Source organism: Acinetobacter sp. A47 (assembly GCF_000805455.1).
Classification (GTDB): Bacteria; Pseudomonadota; Gammaproteobacteria; order Pseudomonadales; family Moraxellaceae; genus Acinetobacter.
Genome location: NZ_JSUS01000001.1, coordinates 154,677 through 178,496, shown reverse-complemented (window position 1 = coordinate 178,496; position 23,820 = coordinate 154,677). Strand labels below are relative to the sequence as shown.

General features: G+C 45.4%; 18 protein-coding genes and 1 CRISPR repeat array (1 of these 19 cut by a window edge). Of the genes, 5 read left to right on the top strand and 13 right to left on the bottom strand.

Annotated elements, in window-relative coordinates:
- Positions 1 to 18: 18 nt before the first annotated feature.
- On the bottom strand, positions 19 to 1,401 hold the full coding sequence (locus tag OC23_RS00735) for an amino acid permease (protein WP_038342079.1): 1,383 nt from the start codon (positions 1,399 to 1,401) through the stop codon (positions 19 to 21).
- 136 nt (positions 1,402 to 1,537) lie between these two features.
- Positions 1,538 to 3,259 carry an alpha-keto acid decarboxylase family protein gene (locus tag OC23_RS00730; RefSeq protein ID WP_038342077.1) on the bottom strand — a complete coding sequence of 574 codons (1,722 nt, stop codon included), beginning with the start codon at positions 3,257 to 3,259 and terminating at the stop codon, positions 1,538 to 1,540.
- Positions 3,260 to 3,394: 135 nt separating this feature from the next.
- Between OC23_RS00730 and OC23_RS00725 the strand changes: the two genes are divergently transcribed.
- A complete protein-coding gene (locus OC23_RS00725; protein WP_038342075.1) occupies positions 3,395 to 3,880 on the top strand; it encodes an Lrp/AsnC family transcriptional regulator in 486 nt (161 codons plus the stop codon).
- A 67-nt stretch (positions 3,881 to 3,947) separates the two neighbouring features.
- Here the strand turns inward: OC23_RS00725 and OC23_RS00720 are convergent, their stop codons facing one another.
- The 3 genes from OC23_RS00720 to OC23_RS00710 form a co-directional block, all read right to left on the bottom strand.
- Positions 3,948 to 5,378 carry an aldehyde dehydrogenase family protein gene (locus OC23_RS00720; RefSeq protein WP_038342073.1) on the bottom strand — a complete coding sequence of 477 codons (1,431 nt, stop codon included), beginning with the start codon at positions 5,376 to 5,378 and terminating at the stop codon, positions 3,948 to 3,950.
- A 298-nt stretch (positions 5,379 to 5,676) separates the two neighbouring features.
- Entirely contained in the window at positions 5,677 to 7,209 is a 1,533-nt protein-coding gene (locus tag OC23_RS00715; protein WP_038342071.1) for a pyridoxal phosphate-dependent decarboxylase family protein, read from the bottom strand.
- 3 nt (positions 7,210 to 7,212) lie between these two features.
- Positions 7,213 to 8,583, bottom strand: coding sequence for a diaminobutyrate--2-oxoglutarate transaminase (locus tag OC23_RS00710; RefSeq protein WP_038342069.1), 1,371 nt, complete (start codon positions 8,581 to 8,583; stop codon positions 7,213 to 7,215).
- 467 nt (positions 8,584 to 9,050) lie between these two features.
- Between OC23_RS00710 and OC23_RS00705 the strand changes: the two genes are divergently transcribed.
- Positions 9,051 to 9,752 carry an SIMPL domain-containing protein gene (locus tag OC23_RS00705; RefSeq protein WP_038342068.1) on the top strand — a complete coding sequence of 234 codons (702 nt, stop codon included), beginning with the start codon at positions 9,051 to 9,053 and terminating at the stop codon, positions 9,750 to 9,752.
- 50 nt (positions 9,753 to 9,802) lie between these two features.
- On the opposite strand, the gene OC23_RS00700 is transcribed toward OC23_RS00705, so the two are convergent.
- From OC23_RS00700 to OC23_RS00690, 3 genes are all read right to left on the bottom strand, one after another.
- A complete protein-coding gene (locus OC23_RS00700; RefSeq protein ID WP_038342067.1) occupies positions 9,803 to 10,264 on the bottom strand; it encodes a GFA family protein in 462 nt (153 codons plus the stop codon).
- A gap of 275 nt (positions 10,265 to 10,539) precedes the next feature.
- Positions 10,540 to 11,634 (bottom strand): fatty acid desaturase family protein, encoded by a 1,095-nt coding sequence (locus OC23_RS00695; RefSeq protein WP_038342066.1) that lies wholly within the window; start codon positions 11,632 to 11,634, stop codon positions 10,540 to 10,542.
- A 14-nt stretch (positions 11,635 to 11,648) separates the two neighbouring features.
- Positions 11,649 to 12,716, bottom strand: coding sequence for a ferredoxin reductase (locus OC23_RS00690; protein ID WP_038342065.1), 1,068 nt, complete (start codon positions 12,714 to 12,716; stop codon positions 11,649 to 11,651).
- Between the two features lie 140 nt (positions 12,717 to 12,856).
- Between OC23_RS00690 and fabR the strand changes: the two genes are divergently transcribed.
- From fabR to dps, 3 genes are all read left to right on the top strand, one after another.
- On the top strand, positions 12,857 to 13,552 hold the full coding sequence (gene fabR / locus OC23_RS00685; RefSeq protein ID WP_038342063.1) for an HTH-type transcriptional repressor FabR: 696 nt from the start codon (positions 12,857 to 12,859) through the stop codon (positions 13,550 to 13,552).
- An 86-nt stretch (positions 13,553 to 13,638) separates the two neighbouring features.
- Positions 13,639 to 14,655 carry an AI-2E family transporter gene (locus OC23_RS00680; protein WP_038342061.1) on the top strand — a complete coding sequence of 339 codons (1,017 nt, stop codon included), beginning with the start codon at positions 13,639 to 13,641 and terminating at the stop codon, positions 14,653 to 14,655.
- Between the two features lie 214 nt (positions 14,656 to 14,869).
- Complete coding sequence (dps, locus tag OC23_RS00675; RefSeq protein WP_038342059.1) at positions 14,870 to 15,367, top strand: DNA starvation/stationary phase protection protein Dps; 498 nt, start codon at positions 14,870 to 14,872, stop codon at positions 15,365 to 15,367.
- 57 nt (positions 15,368 to 15,424) lie between these two features.
- Here dps and rapA read toward each other — a convergent pair whose 3' ends face one another.
- From rapA to thiE, 5 genes are all read right to left on the bottom strand, one after another.
- Positions 15,425 to 18,262 carry an RNA polymerase-associated protein RapA gene (rapA, locus tag OC23_RS00670; protein WP_038342057.1) on the bottom strand — a complete coding sequence of 946 codons (2,838 nt, stop codon included), beginning with the start codon at positions 18,260 to 18,262 and terminating at the stop codon, positions 15,425 to 15,427.
- A 189-nt stretch (positions 18,263 to 18,451) separates the two neighbouring features.
- Positions 18,452 to 19,096 carry an RluA family pseudouridine synthase gene (locus OC23_RS00665; protein ID WP_171194715.1) on the bottom strand — a complete coding sequence of 215 codons (645 nt, stop codon included), beginning with the start codon at positions 19,094 to 19,096 and terminating at the stop codon, positions 18,452 to 18,454.
- A 142-nt stretch (positions 19,097 to 19,238) separates the two neighbouring features.
- Positions 19,239 to 19,655: a GlcG/HbpS family heme-binding protein gene (locus OC23_RS00660; RefSeq protein ID WP_038342055.1), complete on the bottom strand. Its 417-nt coding sequence runs from the start codon at positions 19,653 to 19,655 to the stop codon at positions 19,239 to 19,241.
- A gap of 360 nt (positions 19,656 to 20,015) precedes the next feature.
- On the bottom strand, positions 20,016 to 21,314 hold the full coding sequence (hemL, locus tag OC23_RS00655; protein ID WP_038342054.1) for a glutamate-1-semialdehyde 2,1-aminomutase: 1,299 nt from the start codon (positions 21,312 to 21,314) through the stop codon (positions 20,016 to 20,018).
- Between the two features lie 83 nt (positions 21,315 to 21,397).
- Positions 21,398 to 22,009 carry a thiamine phosphate synthase gene (gene thiE / locus OC23_RS00650; RefSeq protein ID WP_038342053.1) on the bottom strand — a complete coding sequence of 204 codons (612 nt, stop codon included), beginning with the start codon at positions 22,007 to 22,009 and terminating at the stop codon, positions 21,398 to 21,400.
- A gap of 14 nt (positions 22,010 to 22,023) precedes the next feature.
- Positions 22,024 to 23,820: direct repeats of the CRISPR family, unit length 28 nt; unit sequence TTTCTAAATGGCGTATGCCGCCATGAAC (it continues 3,684 nt past the right edge of the window).

The following is a 23,820-nucleotide window of genomic DNA, read 5'->3' as shown; positions in this document are numbered from 1 at the left end:
TGCTGTGCCTTTTGTTTTTTAAAGATTGGACTGTGCTTCGGGCAAGGCCAGCATTTTCTTACGATACTTGAAGAAATACATGCCAGCCAGAATGGCCAGCCAGACCGGCCCTAAAATGACTGCCAGACGCATATCCGGGGTCATGGCCATAATGATCAGGATAAAGCAGACAAAACTGATGGTCAGGTAATTACTCCATGGGCTCAGAATACTTTTAAATCTGGTCTGGTGATGCTTGCGCAGCATGGCCTTGCTAAATTTGAGATGGGTCACCGAAATCATTAACCAGTTAATGACCAGTGCAGCCACAACCAGCATCATGAACAACTGGAAAGCCTCACCCGGAATCAAATAATTCACCACCACACAGACTGCCGTGATGGACGCCGAGACAATTGCCGCAGGTACCGGAATCCCCCGTGCATTGACCTTTTTCAATATTGCCGGTGCATTCCCCTGCTCTGCCAGACCATGTAACATCCGGCTATTACAATAAATACAGCTGTTGTAAACAGACACTGCAGCAATCAACACCACGAAGTTCAGGACATTGGCCACACCATTACTGTTTAATGACTGGAAAATCAGAACAAAGGGACTTCCCCCTTCTGCCACCATATTCCACGGATAAAGACAAAGCAGGATGCCAATGGCACCGATATAGAAAATCAAGATACGGTAGACGATCTGGTTGATGGCTTTAGGTATGGTGGTTTCCGGGTTGCGGGTTTCAGCGGCAGCGATCCCGATCAGTTCTAGTCCGCCAAATGCAAACATAATGACTGCCAGTGCCATGATAAAGCCATGGGTTCCATGCGGGAAAAAGCCACCATGCTGCCATAAATTGGCAATGCCGGCCTGTGGGCCAGCAGAACCGGACAGCAATAAATAGGCGCCAAATCCAATCATGCTTAAAATTGCAATGATCTTGATACAGGAAAACAGGAACTCCGACTCACCGAAAAACCTGACATTGACCAGATTAATCCCGTTGATCAGGAGAAAGAACACCAGAGCCGTCAGCCATGTCGGAATCTGTGGCCACCAGAACTGGATAAAGGTTCCGATTGCACTTAGTTCTGCCATACTGACCAATACATACAGTACCCAGTAATTCCAGCCCGACATAAAACCCGCCATTCGCCCCCAGTACTTGTTGGCAAAATAACTAAACGAACCACTTACCGGCTCTTCTACCACCATCTCGCCCAAATGTCGCATGATCAGAAAAGCAATCATGCCTGCAATGGCATAGCCCAATAAAATCGAAGGCCCTGCCAGCTTGATGGTTTGGGAAAGGCCCAGAAAAAGCCCGGTGCCAATTGCACCACCGAGCGCAATCAGCTGTATATGCCGGTTGGACAAGCCCTGTTTTAATGTATGTGTCTTGTTTTCATCCATTACTTTATCTCCAATGTTTGTGTCACATCCTGTACACCTTTATGCAGCGCTCCATCTGAAGCCCCTTAGCGGACTCCAGCTTCAAAGCGCTCTCTTATTACTTTATAAATTTGAAGATTGTCCGCTTTCCTGCAAACTAGAAGGAAATGGCTTTTTTATAGGTCACGGCCCGAGAACGTTGCTTCAGGATTTCATAGCCCCGATCACCATAATCAAAACGGGCAATCACCGAAGCAAATTTTTTCAGGCTTAATGGCGCATCCATGGCCGGAAGCTTTAGCTCTATAAAAGTCAGGCCATCAGGCTGGGTCAGGTTGTCTAGCACCTGTTTAAGCTGGCCTGCGGTTTCAACCACACAGCCTCTATATTGATTATTACTATTAAAAATTGCCGGGATTTCGGCATAGCGCCAGTTCTGGATATCGTTATATGCCGCATTTTCACCCATGATCAAACGTTCGATGGTATAACCGCCATTATTCAGTAAGAAGATAATCGGCTTGAGGTCATGACGAAGAATGGTTGAAAGTTCCTGTACCGTTAACTGGAACGAACCATCTCCAATAAACAAAATCTGACGGCGCTCAGGTGCAGCCAGTAAACTGCCCAGTAAGGCAGGCAAGGTATAACCGATTGAGCCCCACAGTGGCTGGGCAATATATTTTGCTGTAGCTGGCAAGGTTAAGCCGCACAGGGCCGAGTTCGAGGTGCCCACTTCACCAATAATCACATCATCTTCTTGCAGAAAATGACTGATGGCATTCCAGAGTATGTCCTGACTGAGTGGCTGCTGTTCAGCAACATCCAGCACCGGAGCCTGCGGCTTTTCCAAAACAGGCTTGGCCACTTTACGGGCCGCAATTTTCTTGTTCAGTTCAACCAAAAGCTGCCCGATCTCGATACCCGGATAGTCCTGCCCAAAAATCGTCAGCCCGTAAGGTTTCAGTTCAACATAGTTTTCAGTTGCAATCTGATGGGTAAACACCCCTGTTCCCACATCACTAAAACGTACTCCCACCCCGATCAGGCAATCCGATTGTTCAATAGTATGCCGCACATGTGGCTGGCTCGCTGCCCCGACATAAGTTCCAACATAATGTGCAGAAGCTTCATCCATGATATTTTTTGCAGTCAGCATGCTGGCAAAGGGAATCGAGCATTTTCGGGATAAATCATGCAAGAGTGAGGTGACCCCAAACACGGATGCTTCATTGTCAATTAACAGGGCCGGTTTTTTAGCCAGGGCAAGCACTTCACATAACCGTTGAACTGCACTGTTTAAAAGCTCGGGTTCAACCGCCGGATAGGACAAATCCAGTGCCTGTTCCGTAACCTCAATTTTAACGTGGGTAATGTCTGAAGGCAGCTGGAGATGAACCGGACGGCGTTCCAGGAAACACTGACGTAATACACGGTCAATTTCAAAGGCTGCATTGGCTGGTGTTAAACGGGTTTGTGCGACGGTAAACTCTTTCATGCAGTTCATGATATTGTCGTAGTTACCATCAATCAGTGTGTGATGAACCAGTGTCCCTTTCTGCACCACATGCAATGGCGGAATACCGGAAATATGAACCACAGGTACATTTTCTGCATAGGCACCGGCAATCCCGTTGATGGCACTCAGGTCTCCAACCCCATAGGTGGTGGTCAGGGCGGCAAAACCGTTCATCCGGGCATAACCATCGGCTGCATAAGCGGCATTTAGCTCATTACAGTTGCCAACAAATTCAAGCTGGGCATCAGCTTCAACCTGCTCCAGATAAGACAGGTTAAAATCACCGGGTACGCCAAAAAGATGCTGGATACCCATCTGTTTCAGGCGAAGATTTAAAAAGTCACCAATTTCGATAAACATTGCACTACATCCTTTCAAGTCGATTTTTTATTCCATACAAAAATAATATTTCATCTCCGTTCCGGATTTCGTGCATAATGAAAACGGATTTTAATAAAAATACAATATTTGTGTATCATAAAAGGATTTTATGCAATGGATAAGTTCGACTGGCAAATCATTCAGGCATTACAAAAGAATGGACGGCTCACCAATCAGGAAATCGGTGACCTGATTGGCTTATCGGCTTCACAATGTTCCAGACGAAGGCAACTGCTCGAGCAAAAAGGTGTCATTCTGGGCTATGCTGCACGAATTCATCAACAGGCGCTGGGACTGGAAGTTACGGCGATGATCCATATCAACTTGCGTATACATGAAGCCAAATCTCAACAGGCCTTTCAGGAATTGATTGAGGCTGAAGACCATATTCAGGATGCCTTCTCAATCAGTGGCGATGCTGACTTCATCCTGAAGGTGGTCGCTGAAAATCTCGAGCAGCTGTCGCAGTTTGTGACCGAACGTTTGCTTTCGTATCATTTCATTGGTCATATAAAATCTTACATTGTTCTGAAAAAAATCAAGGAACAGAATCATTTCCTGAGTAAGGCGAAAAGCCACGGCTTTCATCCGGCAAGCTAGGCCAGATCCCCGCCCAGACCGACAATAAAAAGGCGGATTTAAAATCCGCCCCGATAAGTCCCAATCTTTAATTCTTGTTAATATGCAGCGTCTGGCCAATGGTATTTTCCAGTAATCCTTCCAGACCAAATTCGGCACCGATCCCCGACATTTTCCAGCCACCAAATGCCGCATGCGGCACCACTTCTGCATGGGTATTAATCCAGACTGTGCCACATTGCAATTGTGCGGCATAGAATTGTGCGGCTTTTAAATCCTGTGACCAGATCGAACCACCCAGGCCAAACTCGCTGGCATTGGCACGTGCAATGGCATCATCGATACTCTGGTATTTAAGAATAGGTAAAACCGGGCCAAACTGTTCTTCCTGTACCACCCGGCAAGCATCATCCAGTCCGGTTAAAATGGTAGGCGCAATAAAATATCCCTGCTCAGGCAGCATCTGGTTACCGGATAATGCCTTCGCTCCCTGGGCAATAGCATCGGCAATCAGGGCCTTGACCTTATCGTATTGCAGCTTGTTCTGTACCGGCCCGAACGTGGTCTCTGCGGCCATGCCATCCCCCACCACCTGTGCGTTGGCAATATCAGCAAGCTTTTGCGCTAAAGCATCATATTGGCTTTCATGGACATACAAACGTTTTAAAGCGGCGCAGGTTTGTCCACCATTTAAAAAAGCCATATCAAAAATACGATTGGCAATCTGATCCAGATCGGCATCCGGTAGCACGATGCCGGCATCATTTCCGCCCAGTTCCAAAGTCAAATGCTTCAAGGTCTTCACTGCACCGGACATAATATGTTGCCCGGTTCTGGTGGAACCTGTGAACACTACCTTTTGTACATCCGGATGCGATGATAAAGCCTCGCCCACCTCACCATCTCCCACCACAATCGAGATCACCCCGGCCGGAACTTCCTGCTGAATGATTTCACACAGTTTTAATGTGGCCAGAGGTGTAAATTCGGAAGGTTTATTAATTACTACATTGCCTGCACGCAAGGCCGGCATGATGTGCCACACTGCAATCATCAGCGGCCAGTTCCATGGCGTAATTGAAGCCACCACTCCCAGTGGCTGATAATGACGCTCAATCCGCTTTTGCTCACTGTCTTCAATAATTTCAACCGGCAGATCCAGACCAGCAGTATAGCGGGTCCAGCCAATTGCTCCCTGCACCTCCATTTGTGCCAGAGCCAAAGGCTTGCCCTGTTCCAGTACAATCAGCTCTGCCAAGGTTTCAGCATGTTTCTCAATGCCGTCAGCAATCTTGTGAAGTATGCTTTTACGTTCTTCATGAGAACAGCGCTGCCATCCCTTAAACGCTGCCTTGGCTGCTGTCACCGCCTGATCGACCTGTGCAATCGAGGCTTTGGCACAACGTGCAGCAAGCGTTGCTGTGGCCGGGTTAATAATATCAAGTTCACCTGCTTCACCGAGGCAAGATTGACCGTTAATAATTAATTTAAATTCATTCAGCATGTTTATGTGTTGCATATCTTGTTCCTTCACTGTCTTGTTATTACAGTTTCCCATTTTTGACCTTGCTCATTTCTTGAAACCAGAAGCTTCAAATGGTAAAGATGCAATGAGACGCGGGACAGAAAATTGGAGAATCCATAAATACAATAGAAAATTTAGTGACTGTACTTTATGCGTAATTATTTCTGATTTAGATTCAAAATGCACAGATTGTGCATAAATGTTGCAAAAGCAACACACGAAATGCATAAAAGAAAAACGCAGAACATAAAAAAGGCACCTAGGGTGCCTTTTTTATGCATTGGACAAGCAATTAGTCAATCGCTGGAACATAAGTTCCCGCAGCAATTGCATCCTTAATGCGGTCAGCCTCTGCAAGCACCAGTGCAAGCAGGTTCTGTACGTTTTCAAGCGTTGCAACCGGACTCAAGGTGGTCATTTTCAAGGATTGAACATTGCCCACTTTGGTTACACCGATATTCGCTTCACCACGTGCAAACAGTTCATCTGCAACGTTCTGGTTCAGGCTATCGATAAATTCGGCAGGATATCCTTCCGGTACCACCCGGAACAGCACTGAAGCGAATTGTGGTTCAACCAGCAACTCCAGACCTGCTGTTGCCTTGATATAGTCAGCAACTTCACGGGTAAGTTTGACGCCATGATCAATCATTGAACCATATAGTTCTTCACCCAATGCCTCAACCGTCATCCACAATTTCAACGCATCAAAACGACGGGTTGTTTGCAATGATTTAGATACCAGGTTTGGTACACCGTGCTCTTCATCATAAGCAGAGTTCAGATATTCTGCTTCATAATGCATAAAGCGATAGTTGGCTTCATCTTTTAACAAGAATGCGCCACAGCTAATGCTTTGGAAATAATGCTTATGGAAATCAAGCGTGATGGAGTCTGACAATTCAATCCCGTCGAGCATGGCACGATGGTCATTTGAAAGAATCAGTGCACCACCCCAGGCGGCATCAATATGCATCCACGAACCATACTTGGTGGTAATCTCACGGATTTTCTTGAGTGGATCAATCGCACCGGCATCTGTAGTCCCTGCAGTTGCAACCACACACGCAACGATTTTGCCTTCAGACTGAAGATGCGCCATGGTTTTTTCCAGTGCATCGACATCCATTTGGGCATTTTCGTTTACAGGTACAGTCACAACTGACTGGAAGCCCATACCCATCATTGCCATGTTCTTCTGCACAGAGAAGTGCGCATTTTCAGAACAGATGACTTTGACGTTTTTCATGGCATCTGCCGGAATACCGTCACGCTGAACCGACCATGGCTTGCCATGTTCGTCTTTCCAGTTTTTCGAGATACACCAGTCACGTGCCAGCAATACACCCATCAGGTTGGATTGCGTACCACCAGAAGTGAACACCCCTGCCTGACCTGCACCATAGCCGACTTTCTGGCGTAACCAGTCAATCAGCTGGACTTCCATCAATGAACCTGCCGGGCTTTGATCCCATGAATCCATTGACTGGTTGGTCGCATTGATCAGCACTTCTGCGATCTGGCTCATCACCATGGTTGGACAGTGTAAATGTGCCAGTGAATGCGGATGATGGACTTTCAGGCTTTTGTTGAGGAAAAGCTCAACCATACGCTGTAAAGACTGCTGTACGCCTAGCCCCTGTTTCGATGGATTAAAAGAAATTGCTGCGCGCAAATCTTTAATGCTGCCACCGGTGTACATTTTGTCATTTTGCAACCATGCTGAAACGGCTTTGACCGCCTCGCCCATTGCTGACTCATAGTCAGCAATGGATTGAGCATCATTGCAGAGTAACGCTTTACGATGTTCTGCAAAATCAACCATGAATTAGCCTCGTACCGCTTTTAATGCTTCAGCAACTGCTTTCTTGAAGCGTGCAATCACTTCAACACATTCGTCCTGGTTGATAATTAACGGGCAAAGTAAACGAATGACTGTACCGTTACGACCACCTTTTTCAAGCAATAATTTATTGTTGAAACATGCAGCCTGAATCGCTGCGGCCAACTGGGCATCAGCAGGATGAGAGCCCATACGGTCAGCAGGCTTGCGCTCGTCAATGATCTCGATACCGATCATCAGGCCACGGCCACGCACATTACCGATACACGGGAATTCCTGCATCAGTTTTTTCAACTCGGCTTGCAGGAAGTCACCACGCTCTTGTGCATTTTGAGCCAGGTTCTGTTCTTTGATCACTTGCAGTGATGCCAGACCGGTACCCATCGCCAGCTGGTTACCACGGAAAGTACCTGAGTGGGTACCTGGCTGCCATGCATCAAACTTGCGCTTAATGCCTAACACTGCCAATGGCAAGCTACCACCAACCGCTTTTGACATGACCACAACATCAGGCTCGATACCTGCATGTTCAAAAGCAAACATTTTGCCTGAACGTGCAAAACCAGCCTGGACTTCGTCCAGAATTAAAACGATGTTGTGCTTTTCAGTCACTTCACGGATTTTTTTCAGCCATTTGACCGGTGCAGTTACCACACCGCCTTCACCCTGAATCGCTTCAAGGATGACTGCTGCAGGTTTGGTTACACCGCTCTCAACATCTTCAATGAAGTTTTCAAAGTAGTAAGTCAGGGCATCAACACCCGCTTCACCACCTAAACCAAGTGGGCAACGATATTCATGCGGGTATGGCATGAACTGTACGCCTGGCATTAAACCATTGACCGCATTTTTTGCGTTCAGGTTACCTGTCATTGAAAGCGCGCCGTGCGTCATGCCATGGTAGCCACCAGAGAAACTAATGACTGAACTACGGCCAGTATATGTTTTTGCAAGTTTGATTGCTGCTTCTGTACCATCTGCACCTGTCGGGCCACAGAACTGTAAGCAATACTCTTCTTTACCGCCTGGCAAATAAGCCAGCAGCGCTTCAGTAAACGCATCTTTTAAAGGAGTCGTTAAATCTAAAGTATGTAATGGCAAACCGCTTGCCAATGTGTCTTGAATACTTTGGATCACCGCAGGATGATTATGGCCCAGAGCCAATGTTCCTGCCCCAGCTAAACAATCAAGGTACTGTGTACCTTCAACATCAGTAACCCAGCAGCCTTGTGCTTTCGCTATCGCTAACGGTAATTTACGTGGATAACTACGAACATTTGATTCCATCTGACTTTGGCGAGTCAGATAATATTCGTTGGTTGCATTAGCGGCAGGATTTACGGAAGTAACGCTCATATCGAATTACCATCTCTGATATGGGTGAAAGAAATAAGTCTGGTGACTTGCGGTCGTTTGACTCGGTGCTTTTTAGAATCTAGTGAGACACAAATTTTATATCTTTCAACTAGGAGCGAGATGATACCTAATTTTGCAAGAAAATAAACACTTTTTATGCCTGACACGCATCTAATCTTATTGAAAAAATGTATCATTCCAATAACTATGATGAATTATGATCATACTATGTGACAAGCGAAAGAAAGTAAGCTTTTTTAAATGCTCCAAGCGTTTTTAGATGAATGGTCAAATCAATCCCTATAATCTATTCATTTTTAATATTTTTTATTTTATTCTTCTGTTGCAAAACAGCCTCATTCCCTTACAAAGTCACCACAAAATATGCCGAAGTTCAACACGAGTTGTTTTTAATATCAAAAGCGTTCAAAAATAAATCTTCAATACCCAATTCCAAGGAAAATCCTATGCGTACTTTAGCACTTGCCACCTTGATGATCGGGGCAGCCCTCAGCCCGAAACTTTTTGCCCATGAGACAGAAAACTTGAATTATAACGTTGTAAATATCCAGGCAGATGCATCACGTCAGGTTGCAAATGATGAAATGCGTGCCGTGCTCTATATTGAAAAAAGCAACAAGCAACCGGCGGAACTTTCCAGCCAGATCAACCAGCTCATGAATCAGGCGCAGGCCATCGCGCGTAAATACAGTCAGGTCAAGGTTGAAACCGGTACCCAGAGCACCTATCCGGTTTATGACAATGACAGTAACAAGCTCAAAGAATGGCGTGCCCGTGCCGAGATCCAGCTTGAAAGTAAAGACTTCAAGGCCGCAAGCCAGCTGATTAGCGAGTTACAGCAAAGCTTCCAGACCCAGTCAATCAACTTTACCGTATCCGATGAACAGCGTAAAAAAGTTGAAAATGAGCTAATGATTGAAGCATCGAAAAACTTCCAGCAACGTGCCCAAGCCATTACCCAGGCGTGGAATAAGGCTCAATATAATCTGGTCAGCCTGAACCTGAATACCAGCAACTATTTCCCGCAACCCATGATGCGTGGCGGCATGGCAAAATTTGCCGTAGCTGAAGCAGCCCCTGCACAGGACATGGCAGCAGGCGAATCCAAGATTACCGTCAGTGCCAATGGTTCGATCCAGTTTAAATAACTTACTTTATAAGCGTATCAATAAAAGCAGAAGTTAAATAACTTCTGCTTTTACTTATTCATATCAAAATACTTTTCCAGTTCAATCAACTCGGGGAGCTCATCAAATACTTGAAGGGTTTCATGTGCTTTTGCCCAACTCGCTTGAGAATTCATACAAAAATTTAACTCAAGTTCAGGTATGAACTGTTCCAGCACCAATCCTAAAGGAATCCACATAATCTCTGGCTTACTGCCTAAGGCATTCGGGACAGGAGAACCACACTGTTTGCAAAAGCAACTGGTAAAGCCGGTCTCCTTGATATAAGTCTGAATCCATTGTTCACCCTGCTGCCATTGAAAGGATTGCGTCTGGACAAAGGTAGCCGCATTAGATGCTGCCCCGCTTTGCTTACGGCACAGACTACAATAACAGCGGTAGATCATTTTGATGTGGGTCACAGCAAACTGAAAACTCACTGCGCCACATAAACAACTGCCTGTAAATCTTTTATTTGCATTGAATGATGTCATTTATTTTTAACCTGCCGAACGTTCGACCCAGTCAATCTTTTACTCAATCTTGTAAGAATTTCCAAACATTTTAAAACGATTCATCCATCTAAACCCGCAATCCACTGACAACAGATTTTTTAATGCCTTTAACCCATCCATATCTGGAAATTTTGTCATATGAATACTTTGGATAGAACTGAAATCAAAAACGTTGAAAAAGACAACGTGATAATGATCGGCACAAGTAAAAAAAGCCCTGACATCGGTTCAGGGCTTTTGTTTAATTGAATCACTTATTTTTTAAAAGGCAATGCATATTTAAATATACGCCCGATCACTTCACCAAACTGCTTCACAAAGCTGGCATTGTTATAATGCAATCCATATTTTTCACAGACAGCCTGTACTTTTGGTGCAACCTGACGGTAACGGCGTGCCGGAATATCCGGGAATAAATGATGCTCGATCTGGTGGCTCAAATGTCCGGTTAAAATATGGAAGGCTTCTGAACCGGTCAGGTTCGATGAACCGCGGATCTGGCGCATATACCAGTGGCCGCGACTTTCATTTTCCAATACCGCCTTCGGAAACACTTCAACATCTTTGGTAAAGTGGCCACAGAAAATAATACTGAAGGTCCAGACATTACGAATCCCGTTTGCCACCAGATTACCAGTAAATACAGGAATCGCCGCCGGGCCGGCAATCAGCGGAAAGAACACGTAATCCTTAAACATCTGCTTCAGGATTTTCTTTTGTGCAGGCTGCCATTCACGTTTGAACTGCGCTATGCTTTTGCGCTTGTAGAAGACCTTGCCCAGCTCCAGATTCTGGATCGCGACGCCCCACTGGAAGAGCAGGCTAAATGGCACGATGTAGATCGGCTGAATCAAAGTAAATTTTGACCAGCGCTGTTCCGGGAACAAACGGAAGACACCGTAGCCCACATCATCATCCATACCTTTTACATTGGTATAGGTATGATGTTTGTAGTTATGGGTCTGGCGCCAGTTATCTGAAGTGCCTACCGTGTCCCATTCATAGTTCTGGCCATTGAATTTAGGATCATTCATCCAGTCATACTGGCCATGCATGACGTTGTGGCCCAGTTCCATGTTTTCCATGATTTTGGCAAAACCCAGCAAGCCTGTACCTAATAACCATGCCGGAGGAAACCAGCCCAGAAACAGGCAGGCACGTCCAGCCATGCTGCTATAACGGATGGTCGAATAGATTCGGCGGATATATTTCGCATCTTTCTCGCCCAAATCATCCAGTACTTCCTGCTTGATCTGGTCCAGTTCGCGGGCAAACGCATCTAATTCTGCAGCAGTTAAGTCACGATTTTTTGGATTTTTAAAAAATTCAATTTTAACAGGCATGTTCATAATCAGTTACTCGCTTATAGATCAATCACAAGATCAGACTGGGCTGAATTGACACAGATTTTTAATAGCTGGGCCGGTTCATGATTGGCCGCACCATTCAATAGATTTTTGGTCGCCCCTTGCGCCTTGTTGCAGGCACATTTATTACAGATACCCATCCGGCAACCATGATTCGGCTTAATCCCTTGCTGCTCCAAACTTGCCAGAATCGACTGGCCTTTTGGAATTACAAGCGTCTTATTGGAGTGCGTCAAGGTCACATTAACAAAACCGGTCTCAGTGTGATCTTCAGCAAACTGGCTCAAACTGAATGCTTCTGTATGCAATACCGCAGCCTGTTTAAACAGGCTTTCTGCCAATGTGGCAAAGCCTGAGGGCCCGCAGGCATACACGGTGGTGTCAGCTAATGCAGCAAACTGATCAGCATGGCTCTGGTTTAAACGCGGGTCCTGTTCCCGGGTATAAAAAATCTGATAACTAAAATTGCTAAAGTTGTCCGCGACTTCCTTAAGGTATTCGGCATAGGCTGCATCGGCCTGGGTTTTGACCCAGTACATCAACTTGACCGATGTAGTATCTAGTTGCTTTGACTGACATAGCGCTTCAATCAGGCTCAGCATCGGAGTGATACCACTCCCCGCAGCAAGCAGGGCCAGATTCGATGTTGAGATCGTCTGTTGCATCTCGCCATAAGGTTGTCCCAGCCGTAAAATATCGCCAGTCTGGCTATGCTCGACCAGCCATGAACTCACCAGTCCCTGTGCAACCTTCTTCACAGTTAAACACAGGTGATCGGTATCGACCTGCATCAGGCTATAGGTACGTTCATAGTGACGCCCGGCGATCTCGACTGTTACCGGATGATGCTGCCCTGCGACACCACGTACAACGTGACGGTTACATTGCAAAATAAGACTCACCGTATCTTTTGCCACATTCTGTTTTTTTACGATTCTGGCAAGCGGCTGATTGACCGACCACAATGGATTGATTTTCTGTAACCAAAAATTGGCATCATGGCTGTTCATTACACTTTGAGCCAACGAATTAAATAGAGAATTTCTCTTTTCAATTGCTTGCATGAGCAGTTTTACTCTGGTTGTTTGCTAATTATTATACATATGTATATATATTTGTATATACACTCGTATAAGAATTTACATTTCACAACTGCAGCGACAATCGCTATAATCCCGAGTAGCTTACTTATATATTGAAAACAATGGTTCATTCTTCTTTTTTACCGCTCGGCCATGACACCGTTACTGAACAAGATGTCATTCCCATGAAATCTCCTGTACGTTCGGTGGGTAGGAAAGCAACCATTACCAAAGAGGAGCTGTTTCAGGCCACGCTCAACCTGATTGGCCCGCAAAAAAGTATCGCCTCGCTCAGCTTGCGTGAAATTGCGCGTGAAGCCGGCATTGCGCCCAATAGTTTCTATCGTCATTTTAAAGATATTGATGAACTGGCCATTGCCCTGATTGACCAGTCCGGTCTGGTCCTCCGCCGCATTATTCGTGAAGCACGTTTACAGGCCTCCAAACAGCAAAGCATTATCCGTAGTTCGGTTGAGGTATTTATCCAGCAACTGAATACCGATGAAGGTAACCTGAGCCTGTTATTACGCGAAGGTTATACCGGTTCGACCTCCTACAAAGCAGCAGTTGACCGTCAGCTCAATTTTTTCCAGCAAGAGCTGCAAGAAGACCTGATCCGTCTGGAACGTCTGAATAACAGTAAAATCAGTCATGCCGATCTGGCTGCCAAGGCCATTACCCAGCTGGTATTTAATATGGGTGCCAAGGTGCTTGACCTGCCCGCAGAACAACGTACCGAAGTTGCTGAACAGACCATGGTCATGATCCGCATGATTTTGGAAGGCGCCCGTCATCTGAATGAAACGGAAATTGATTAATTCTTTGTCACCCCCTACGATAGATATGTTGAAACTCATATATTGTCTAGTCCTATAACAACAACTTTTCATCAGGCATACAGACCATGAACCTTCTTAATGACCGTCAAAGCATCATCGCCAGTTTTATCCTGATGTTTGTGTTTTTAATGATGGTTATTCCCCTGCACTTGCTACCCAGTTTTTTTGCAGGTTTTCTGGTCTTTGAGATTATCAACAGCTTGAGTACGATTGTTGAAAAACATATTGATGGACAACGTGCCCGCATTTTTATCAGTATTATTCTCGGTATTCTTGCCACAGTTCTGATTGGATTTTTTATTACCAGCCTGATCAGTTTTGTGATTTATGACCTTAAAGGCACAGGCCTAAACTCGTTCAATATTAAGATTGATCAGACCCTGATCAAGTTTCAGGCTGAGATGAGCCATTATCTGCCGGGTTACCTGCCGCATAGCGTGGCCGATATCAAGAACCAGATTTTGTCGTTTATCAAAAACAATATCTCGATTGTCAAAAATACAGGGACAGATATATTGCATAATCTGGCCACCATGGTGATCGGGCTAATTGTGGGTATTCTGGTCTCTATCCAGAACTTTAAGCAGCATGCACCACAACCGGCTTTTAAGGCCGCCGTGTTGCATCGTATTCAGAAGCTTTCGATCTCGTTTAAAAATGTGGTCTTTGCACAGGTGAAAATTTCCCTGATCAATACCGTCTTGTTCATGATTTTCGTGTTCATTGTTTTACCGCTGTTCGATATCCATTTACCGTTTGCCAAAACCCTGACCATCCTGACTTTTATTTTTGGCCTGCTACCGATTATTGGCAATCTGATTTCCAATACCCTGATTATCATGTCGGGCTTGACCATTTCCCTGTCAGTTGCCGCCATTGCTCTGGCCTATCTGGTGATTATTCATAAACTGGAATATTTCGTAAATGCCAAGATCATTGGTACAAAAATTAATGCCAGTGCCTGGGAAGTCTTGCTGGCCATGCTGATTTTTGAAGCTGTTTTTGGCTTAAGCGGCTTGATTATTGCACCTGTTTTTTATGCCTATATCAAGCTCGAATGTAAGGATGCCGGGCTGATCTAGGCAGGAGTTACATTCTAAAGACCTTGCTTAACAGGAAAAGACTTTATTTCATCAGGCTTAAAACTGTTGTTATAAAAAGAAAAATAGTGATAAGTAAACTTACAAAAGGTTAGAAAACGAAAACACTCAGGTGCCAGTTCAAGGCGTAAGCTAGAGATGAAGTAACAGTTTTTATTCACTCTATTTCATCACATTATAATTGAATGAGGTAACTATGAGTTCTTCAGCAGCGAAAGCTTTAAAAGTTTATACACGTAATAATCTAGATGATGCCATCAAAGAATCTACAGTAAAAATATTAAACCAGATTCTTGCCAACCTGATCGATCTTTCCTTATTGACCAAACAGGCGCACTGGAACATGCGCGGCAGTAACTTCATTGCAGTCCATGAAATGCTGGATATGTTCCGTACTTCACTGATCACTCATCTGGACAATGTGGCGGAGCGTGCAGTACAGATTGGTGGAACAGCCCTGGGGACAACCCAGTCCGTCGCTGAAAGTTCACACCTGAAAGCTTATCCGGTTGCTATCCATGCGGTGCAGGATCACTTAAAAGAGCTGGCAGACCGTTATGGCGTGGTCGCCAACCATTTGCGTGATACCATTGATGAGATTCAGGACCCGATCTCTGAGGATATTATTCACGCTGCCCTAGAAGATCTGGATCAATATTTATGGTTCCTGGAAGCCAATATTGAGCAAAAATAAGCAAATACCCCGCATAAAAAAGAGGACTTGGGTCCTCTTTTTTGGTTTCTATGTTAATTACGGCTTCACTACAACCAGTACCTGAATCGCTTCCGGCGTCACAGACAGACCATCTAACAGGCCTAAACCTTCTTTCTGGAATTTCTGTAAACGCTCGATTTCATCTTGACGAATACTTGGATTAAATTGCTTGAGGTAGCTTAAACGGTCAATTTCATATTGCCACTTCGCACTATAATGTTCTTTGGCCTGTTGCATCAACTCTGGCAATGATCCCTTCGCAATCTCTAAAGCTTGCGCATAACGGGTCTCGATCACTTCACGGCGCGCCTTTACGACCTGACGGCAACTATTGCCATCTAGATGATGCAGGTATGGACGTAAAATGCTAGGGTCGATCTTGGCAGACAGGTCCTGTCCATTTTCACTGAGTAATACGCGAATTAATTGTTTCGGTAAACTTGATGGCAAGTTCAAGGCTTTTGGTGCCACCACATCAACCTTGAACCACACTTCAAGTAATACCGAACCCTGTTTCAAGGCATTCGATTTCAACAAAGCCACATTGGTACTACCAAATGACTGGGTGCGGATCATTTCCATCACACTTTCAATAAATGGATGTTCCAGCGTCAAGTATTGTGCATCTTCACGGATCTGAGCCTGATCACGATAGAACGTCGCCGTCATGCCTTCTTCATCCAAGGTCAGACCTTGCACCTGCATCTGATCGGTCGGCTTGATGATCACGGTACCGTTGCTTTGCTCATCAAAATCGATATTGGTTGATGACATAAAACGCTTCACAAACATGGGTAAAGTGGTGTTGTCATCATAATCTTCAAGCGCCTGTACAATGCCTTGGGCAACCACAGGACGGCAAGAGTTATACTCGAGCAAACGGTCACGACCTGCCTGTAACTCGGCTTCCAGTGCCTGACGCTGGACATTGACTTCTTCAAGCAGGTCTTCAAAAGTCTGGCCCTGATCTGCAAGTAAGCAATCTTTCAGCTCAACAATAAAATTCTCTTGTAGCGTTTGTGCGGTTGGCGAAATATTGCTGAAAATATTCAATGCTTCGTTGTACCAGCGGAACATACGTTCCTGTGCCGTCCCCACCAGATATGGCACATGAATCTGGATGCGGTTTTCCTGGCCAATACGGTCCAGACGACCAATACGCTGTTCCAGTACATCCGGGTTTGCCGGCAAATCAAACAAAATCAGGTCACTGGCAAACTGGAAATTACGTCCTTCCGAACCAATCTCGGAACACAGCAAAATTTGTGCACCATAACTGTCTTCGGCGAAGTAAGCTGCCGCCTGATCACGCTCTAACAGGCTCATGCCCTCATGGAACATTGCAGTACGGATACCGGCATGTAAGCGCAATACATTTTCCAGTGCTTCAACCACAGGCCCGCTACGCGCAATCAACAACACTTTTTTGTGCTTTAACTCTTTACGCAGCACTTCCATCAACCAAGGCACACGCGGATCGCTTTCCATCCATGCGCCATCAAGCTGACCTTCTTCCGGCCACATCTGTTCACGCATCTTGCCATCCATTGACCAGCTTTCTGGTGCTGGCAAAGGTGCCGGCTGGCAGTCACGTCCCGGGAAGCCCTGAATCGCTTCACGGGTATTACGGAACAGGATTCGGCCTGTACCATGACGGTCCAGCAACTCATGAATGGCTCGCATACGCTGTTCTGGCTGGTCATCAATCCGGTGACCCAGCAAGCCTTCCAGTGCCACCAGATGCTCTTCGGTTAACGCTTCATCCGACATCAGTACTTCTGCGATTTTTGCAGTGTGCTGATATTGTTCTTCTTCATCAAGGAAGCGGTCAAGACTGCTAAAACGTTGCGGATCAAGCAGGCGAAGACGGGCAAAATGGCTTTCTACACCGAGCTGTTCAGGCGTTGCCGTGAGCAGTAAAACGCCCGCAGTCTGTTCAGCCAGTTCTTCAACCAGATCATAGCGATCATTCCCGCCCTCTTCCTCACTCCACATCAAGTGGTGTGCTTCATCGACCACCAGCAAATCAAAGCCGGCTTCGATTGCCTGCTCGCGCAAGTCATCATGGTCAACCATCAGGTCAACGCTGGCAATAATGCATTGTTCAGTCAGGAACGGATTCAGGTCTGGATCATGTTCCTTGATCGACGCTGTACGGGTTAAATCAAACAGGGAGAATTGCAAATTGAAACGGCGACGCATTTCAATCATCCACTGATATTGCAGTGAATCAGGCACCAAAATCAGGATACGCTCGGAACGGCCTGTTTTCAGTTGCTGGTGAATGATCAGGCCTGCTTCAATGGTTTTACCCAAGCCAACTTCATCGGCCAGTAAAACACGCGGGGCAAAACGCTTGCCAACTTCATGTGCAATATAAAGCTGGTGCGGAATCAGGCCAACACGCGCACCGAGAAAGCCACGCAAAGGACTGGTCTGCATTTGTGCCTGCAACAGCATCGCTTCAATACGCAGGTCATACCACTCTTTATAATCGACCTGACTGGCAAGCAGACGTTCTAGCGGTTTGGATAACTGGATTTGCGCCCCGATACGGGTCTCGTTCAGTGACTTGCGTTCTTGTTCACCATTATCTAATGTGCGCACTACATCATAACGAAGCACACCATGACGGTCCTCAACCGACTCGACCGTCCACTTGATCCCTTCCTGATCCTGCACTTCATCATTTACATTGAAGATGATACGAGATAAAGGCGCATTGTTGCGTGCATAGACACGCGTTTCATCACTTTTAGGGAATAAAATGCTGATAGAACGTTCATCTACATCAATCAGAACTCCTAAACCGAGCTCAGTTTCAGTATCTGATAACCAACGTTGACCAATAGCAAACTGCTGCAATTTTTCCACCTTTATCTCAAGTTAGCCTACATATTTTATGCCCTGATACAAATAAAAGTTAAGGCATTTTATGTAGTTTTCAGTCGTGGGTATTATTCAGACCTCATCAATTGAAGTATGAATAAGCCTCTAATATTCTGACATAAAGCACGATCAAATAGCGTGCATCACATCGTGTTTCATAAAAAAGTTTTGTCCCTAAAATGGCACAGCACAGTCAAATGTCAGCGCTGCACCTGTTTCAGGATGGGCAAAGCTTAACTGCGTTGCGTGTAAGCACAGGCGCGTATAAAGCTGTTGCTGTTCCGGTGTGGCATATAAGGTATCGCCCAGAATCGGATGACCTAAATATTGCATATGCACACGAAGCTGATGTGAACGACCTGTAACCGGAATCAGTTTCACCCGGGTGACAGCCTGTCCCTGAATTTCCAGATGTTCGATTGCCTGCCATTCGGTTAACGCAGGCTTGTGGTGAGAGGCATCAACAATATGTAATGGCGGGCGGCTTGGGTCATAAATCACCGGAATATCGACGGTGCCCTGGCCCTCTAAATGGCCTGCCACCAGAGCCTGATAGATTTTTGAGGTTTGACGGTCCTGAAACTGGCGTGAAATATTGCTCTGGCCAGCTCTGGATAAGCCAAAGACCAAAATACCGGAAGTATCACGATCCAGCCGGTGAATCAGTAAGGTTTTGGGTTCTAGTTCTAATAATCGATTGATCAGGCAATCTTGTAAATCGGGTGTCTTCCCCGGTACGGTGAGCAAGCCTGCCGGTTTATGGATGACCATAAAATCTTCATCACGATGAATCAAATGTTCACTTAGAAAATCACTCAAGGTAGCCTTCCAACGACTGGATGAAAACAAGCGGGCAATCATAAAAAGCTTGGCGCTGAATTACAATGCATGACACGTATTTTTACTCATTTTTTTCGTGTTTATTGCCATATTTCATCCAGAATCGAATATAAGTTTTGGTTTAGGTCGATTGCTCTAGAAAGTACTGGATTGCATGACGGGCAATTTCTGCGTCCTGGAAAGATTGTACCCCCGAAATACCAACTGCTCCCACAACCTGTTCTTGATAGACAATCGGTTCTCCCCCCTCCAGCATGCCTTTTGCCGCATTGATGGTTAAAAAGCCGATTTTGCCGTCACGGATCATATCTTCAGATGCCTTGGTTGCTCTGCGGCTGACCGCAGCAGAATAGGCTTTTTCTTGGCAAATCTGTGTCGACAATACTGATGCTCCATCCATGCGCTTCATCATTAACAAAGTACCACTGTCATCTACAACAGCAATGCTGACATTAAAATCATGTGCTGTGGCATATTGTGCTGCTGCATTAACCAGAGTTTCTACATCCGCCGCAGTTAAATAATGTTTGGTTTTCATTGTTACTTCATTCCCATGAGTTTCTTATTAAAAGCTTGTTCAAATTATGATTGATAAAAGCGTTTCCTGTCGCCACAGCCTGCACCAGCCAAACTGCTGATGCTTTTGCTGTAGCCTCAGACCAACGCAAATATAGTTTATTATTCAAGCATTATTTTAACTGGCGGTACAGTAAAGATTGTTTACCTTTGCTGTTCGTGGCCAAGATTTAGCATGCACATAGTGAGCAATCCGCTACAGTTGTATTAAGATCAGAGCTTAGTTCTTATAATTGGTTAAGCTTCCTATTGAGCTAAAATTAAAGACATATCCATTAAAAAAAAAGCCCGAACGAATCGGGCTTAATGACGCATTACAGGATTATTTCATTTCTGCAAAGGTTTCTTTTGCAGCCTGAATGGTATCGGCAATATCCTGATCTGAATGCATTGATGAAATAAATCCGGCTTCAAATGCAGACGGCGCAAGATAAACGCCACGCTTTAACATGCCATGGAAGAATTTCTTGAATGCTTCAACATCACAGGCCAGCATTGAATCAAAGCTGGTAATGTCATCCTGATCGGTGAAATACAAACCAAACATGCCACCCACTTGCTGGGTCTTAAACGGGATACCGGCTTCATCTGCTGCGGCCTGTAAACCGGCAAGCAATTTGGCTAACTGTGCCGCAAGCTTGTCATAAAAACCCGGTTCACGAAGATGCTTGAACATCGCAATACCGGCACGCATGGCCAGCGGATTGCCTGATAGTGTACCGGCCTGATACACCCCACCTAAAGGTGCAATGCACTCCATGATTTCACGTTTCCCCCCAAAAGCACCGACCGGCAAACCGGCACCGATGATTTTACCCAACGTCGTCAGGTCAGGTTTAACGTTATATACCGATTGTGCACCGCCCAACGCAACACGGAAACCGGTCATCACTTCATCAATGATAAACACCGATTTGTATTCATCACAGACATCACGAATGGCTTGCAAGAAACCGTCGATTGGGGTTACCAGATTCATATTGCCTGCCACAGGCTCAATAATGACGCCGGCAATCTCATGACCAAACTTGCTAAAGCATTCTTTTAAGGCTTCAATATTGTTATATGGCAGCGTCAAGGTATGCTTGGCAAAATCAACAGGTACGCCTTTTGAGGTAGGTTCCCCCTCTCCGAGCGTAAGCAAACCGGAACCCGCCTTGACCAATAACGAATCTGAATGGCCATGATAACAGCCTTCAAATTTTACAATCTTGTCACGACCGGTATAACCACGTGCCAGACGTATCGCCGTCATGGTCGCTTCTGTACCTGAACTGGTCATACGCACCAGCTCAATGGATGGCATGATCTCGCAAATGGTATCGGCCAAAGTGGTTTCATGCACGGTTGGTGCACCAAAGCTTAAACCATCTTCAGCCGCAGTCTGTACCGCCTGAATAATATCAGGATGTGCATGCCCCAAAATCATTGGGCCCCATGAACCGACATAGTCCACATAACGCTTGCCATCAACATCCCACAGATATGCGCCTTTTGCCTTTTCGATAAAGACCGGTGTACCGCCAACACCATTAAATGCACGTACAGGTGAGTTGACGCCACCCGGGATATGTTTATTTGCCTGTTTAAATAACTGTTCTTGCTTTGGAGATAAACTCATAAAACACTCAACCTGGAATCGAGAACAAGGAACCTGATCGTTCCGAGAAACAATGAAAGCCCCGTACAAACGGATGCCTATAATTAGTCAAATAACGTTGCCCATGCATTTACACGAGCAGGAATTTCGGCTGTTGATCGTCCTAATATATCACTAATTACTGCACAAAGGCTTGCTCCCGCCTCAATCACCACTTGAGAATTTTCCACGGTCAGCCCCCCGATCGCACAAATTGGCACCGAAAATTTTTGTTTAGCCTGCTTGATGACTTCAATGCCGACATTACCCGCTTCAGGTTTGGTTGAGGTGGCATAAACTGCACCAAAGGCGATATAAGTCGCCCCATCGGCAATTGCCTTTTCAGCAAGCTCCAGTGAGTTGAGGCAAGTCCGCCCAATAATGACACCTTGTGGTAAACGTGCCGCGGCATCACTTATTTCACCATCGGACTGTCCCAGATGAACCCCTAAACCAAACTGTTCTGCCAAGGCCAGATCATCATTAATCACAAATGGCACCTGATGCTTTTCACAGAGTTGCTTGATCTGCTCCACTTCGACTGGCTGCTCTGCCTTTGCTACCTTTTTACGGCGGTATTGCAAAATCGCAACTTTTCCAGTTGCTAATGCGACATCTAGTTTTTCAAGTAACAGCTGGATTGGATCATCATTGGTAATGAGGTAAAGACCGCGCATGGGGGTATTGTTAATTTCTAAATGACGTATGCCATCATCAATCGCTTTATTTTCCACTCTTAAATCACTCGTATTTCTAAATGGCGTATGCCGTCATGAACTAATCTCAGTAATATTAAGGTAATTTCTAAATAGCGTACACCGTCATGAACCCAGATTTTATATAAGGTTTAAATAACTGAGCTTTCTAAATGGCGTCTGCCGCCATGAACCCGTGCATCATCCTGAGCGCGCATGTGGGGACTTTCTAAATGGCGTATGCCACCATGAACGACTTAAAGAATGAAGATGTTACTGAAATTTCTTTCTAAATGGCGTATGCCGCCATGAACTTTGAAAGTTATGTTTAAAAAAAACAATGCAGTTTCTAAATGGCGTATGCCGCCATGAACGTCCTACCCAATCCACAGTTTGATTATCTAGATTTCTAAATGGCGTATGCCGCCATGAACGCTTTCATTCTGTTTTGTATCATGATTACTCATTTCTAAATGGCGTATGCCGCCATGAACGAGTTTCATTGTATAGAGCGTCTTGCCTGTGCTTTCTAAATGGCGTATGCCGCCATGAACAGATTCTCCTTACTGCTCTCGAACTACATAAATTTCTAAATGGCGTATGCCGCCATGAACCAGGTTACTGTCAATACAAACTTATTGATAACTTTCTAAATGGCGTATGCCGCCATGAACTTGAGAACAAAAAGCGTTTTACCGGTTCTGATTTTCTAAATGGCGTATGCCGCCATGAACATTTAGTCGCGCAGGCTCAGACTGAAATGTCTTTTCTAAATGGCGTATGCCGCCATGAACATTTAACTATGAAATATTCACAAAAAGGTAATTTTCTAAATGGCGTATGCCGCCATGAACAAACAGCTGATAGCCCGGCTTCGGTTCTAAATTTTCTAAATGGCGTATGCCGCCATGAACGATCATGGTCTTCGTTATAGAGTTCACCCTCATTTCTAAATGGCGTATGCCGCCATGAACCATAGCTATACTCGCCGGTGTTATATCTAATTTTTCTAAATGGCGTATGCCGCCATGAACGACCATGCATCAGAAAAGCTTAAAGGCTGCGTTTTCTAAATGGCGTATGCCGCCATGAACATAAGCAAGACCAAAACAGCGCTCAAGCAATGTTTCTAAATGGCGTATGCCGCCATGAACATCAGACAGGACTTGAGCGCGTTCCTCGCGTATTTCTAAATGGCGTATGCCGCCATGAACATACGTGTGCCCAGAGCATGCCGGACAACAACTTTCTAAATGGCGTATGCCGCCATGAACTAAATCGTTTCATTGCCAGTGATACTCTTATCTTTCTAAATGGCGTATGCCGCCATGAACGCTACAACCCGAATGGCTTACGTTGTCCATCATTTCTAAATGGCGTATGCCGCCATGAACCGTGGAAAATCAGTCGCATCCAACTTAATTATTTTCTAAATGGCGTATGCCGCCATGAACTGTTTGGCGTTATTGTTGCACCGCTTATGTTTTTTCTAAATGGCGTATGCCGCCATGAACATTTATCAAGGCAGATTTGATTAACTGGATGATTTCTAAATGGCGTATGCCGCCATGAACCAAATTTTGCCCGGTGGGCATTGTGTTGAACTTTTCTAAATGGCGTATGCCGCCATGAACGGTGCGAGGATAATAACGGGTTGCTTCGGTCTTTTCTAAATGGCGTATGCCGCCATGAACCACAGCCATTGGGCAAATCTCTCCAGTCGAACTTTCTAAATGGCGTATGCCGCCATGAACTCCATATCAGGCAGGCCGTGGCGCAACACATTTTTCTAA